The 2,693-nt window shown below is 56.6% G+C and carries 1 protein-coding gene and 1 pseudogene; both read left to right on the forward strand.

The features are described from left to right. A partial coding sequence (gene tnpC / locus EJB06_RS31440) for an IS66 family transposase (RefSeq protein WP_126077958.1) occupies positions 1–711 on the forward strand: 711 nt, incomplete at its 5' end. 238 nt (positions 712–949) lie between these two features. After that, positions 950–2,693, forward strand: a pseudogene (locus EJB06_RS31445) (RHS repeat protein); the annotation flags it as partial.

The following is a 2,693-nucleotide window of genomic DNA, read 5'->3' on the forward strand; positions in this document are numbered from 1 at the left end:
AATGCGCTCGACGATGGGCCGTCGATGGTCGTGTTCGACTACCAGGCCAGCCGTGCCGGCGCCCATGCGCGCGCCTTCCTGCAGGACTGGCGCGGGCATCTGATGGTGGACGACTATGTCGGCTACAAGGCGCTGTTGACGGCAGGCCCCACCGAGCTCGCTTGCCTGGCCCACATTCGACGGAAGTTCTTCGACGTGCATGCCGCCAGCGGCAGCCCGGTGGCAGAAGAGGCGCTGTGGCGCATCGGGCAGCTGTACGCTATCGAGCAACAGGCTGCGGATATGCCGCAGCAACAGCGGGCCGCATTGCGTGAGCAGCGCGCCATACCAATCCTGGCCGACCTGAACGCTTGGCTGCTGGCGTCCCAGCGTAGCGTCGCTGTCGGCAGCGGTACCGCCAAGGCCATCGAGCATGCCCTCAAGCGCTGGCCGGCGTTGCAGCGCTATGCCAGCTCGGGCAGCCTGCCGATCGACAATAACCCGGTCGAGAACGCGATACGTCCCATTGCCATCGGAAAGAAGAACTGGCTGTTTGCCGGCTCCGAGCGGGCGGGCCGCCGCGCCGCCGTCATCCAGAGCCTGTTCGCAACCGCCAAGCTCAATGGCCTGGACCCAGCGCGCTGGTTGGCCGACACCCTCGAAAAACTGCCTACCTGCCCCAACAGCAAGATCGATTCGCTGCTACCGTTCGCAAACTCTACACAGTGCTAAGCGCCAATGGAAGGTGGGCGGGCTGGATGTTTACCTTCAATGCACGACTCACTTCGCCGCGATAGCCAAAAGTTACAATTAGTTGGACTTTAGATAATTTCTTAGTGTAAACTCCGCAGTCGCTGCAGCAAAACCATTGCTGCGATGCCGACAGTCGGCCGCACGGCCGGATCCCTCCTTTCCCGCCCCGGTTCAAGCACGTCGCATCCGCGATTTTCTCAATTTAAAGGCAATTTTAATGATACGAAATACAAAGCTGCTCTCCATGGCGCTCGTGTGCGGGCTTGCGGGAGTGAACCAGCAAGCGTCGGCGCGGCCAAAGGAGGTTGAACCGAGCTACTTTTTCAGAGCTCCGTATGACGTTGTGCACGAAACCTGGCAAGCTGCCTATAGCAGTATGAACCCTCACATGGCTGCACGACCTGATCCTGGAACGGGACTGAATCACTGGCGTGTTGTGGGTATACAGACTCCACGTCAGGTCATTTTTTATAACGGCCGTTTCGCAAATCAAGCCGTGAAGTGGGAACAGCTTGAATATAACTACAAGACAAAATCGTATGATCGGTGGGAGCCGCGCGAAATGGGCCCTTTTTCCATTAGCATGATTCCTGAGTGTCCCACAAATTATCGCCTGGTACAGCGTGACCAGAAGGTGACCCCTGCAGTGCGCGAGGATACCTACGTTTGTGTAGATGAAAAGCCTCAGCCGGAGCCCGAATGCGACCCGTGCAACAGACCCGGCCAGCCCGTACCAATCCCGGAAAAAACGGGAAATCCGATCTACCACTCCACCGGTTTAAAAGAACAGGTCGAGATCGACTATCAGAGCAGTGGTCCAGGTGGCTTGAAATTCATACGAACCTACCGCAGCGACCGCAATGGATGGGAGCACAACTACCAGATCACTGGCATGGATCTAAACAAGATACAGGATGTGGCGCACAGTAATCCCCTGTCTGAACGGCCCAGAAGTGCGCAGTGCTATTGGGCCCCGGCCACATGGACGGGAAAAATGCGTTGTTTCCGTCCGATGTTTTCAGCTCTGGCAAACGATTTTTCGCTGCAACGCGGAAACGGCTCTGTTGTTAAATTCGGAAACGCCACCGATCAGAATCCGGCAGCCAATGTGAATGACCGATTGACGCCTGTTTACGATCTTGACGGGAGAAAAATTGCCAATGATGTGTACAACGCAGCTAACGATTCGACCGAACGTTACGGACTTGACGGCTATATCCAGACAATTACCTCCCGAGGTGGCTTGGTACAAACCTTCACTTATGCTGCACCACCTGCCGGCAGCGGCGTAAATTCTCCGTCACGGTTGCTTGAGTCCGTGGAAGACCCTTATGGCCGCGCTCTGACATTCACGCACGACAGCGCTGGTCGCATCGAAACCATGACCACGCCCGAAGGCGGCATCTACAAATATGCCTACAACGCCTTCGGTTCCGTATCGTCGGTAACCTATCCCGACGAAAAAGTCCGTACTTATTTGTACAACGAGCCGGCCTATACGAAAGGCGCCAACCTGCCCTTTGCGCTGACCGGCATCCTCGATGAAAACGGCGTACGCTATGCGACCTACAACTATGATTTCACTGGGAAAGCCCTATCGACAGAACACGCTGGCGGCGTTGAGAAATATCAGTTTAACTATAATAGCGATGAGACCTATGTCACGGGGCCACTCGGCGCCAATGTTGTGTTCAGATACACCTCATTGTTCGGCATTCGGCGCACCAGGTCCCAAGACCAGCCGGCAGGCGCTGGTTCCAAAAGCGCCAGCAAGAGCATGACGTTCGACGCCAATGCCAATGTCAGCACCTTCACTGACGTCAACGGAACGGTCACCGCATACACCTATGACGCCCGCAACCTGGAGTTGACCCGCACCCAAAAATCCGGCACGCCGCTGACAGTCATCACCACGACCACCACCGAGTGGCACCCAAGCTACCGCTTACCCCTGCGCATTG

Source organism: Massilia atriviolacea, from assembly GCF_003953935.1.
Classification (GTDB): domain Bacteria; phylum Pseudomonadota; class Gammaproteobacteria; order Burkholderiales; family Burkholderiaceae_D; genus Telluria_A; species Telluria_A atriviolacea.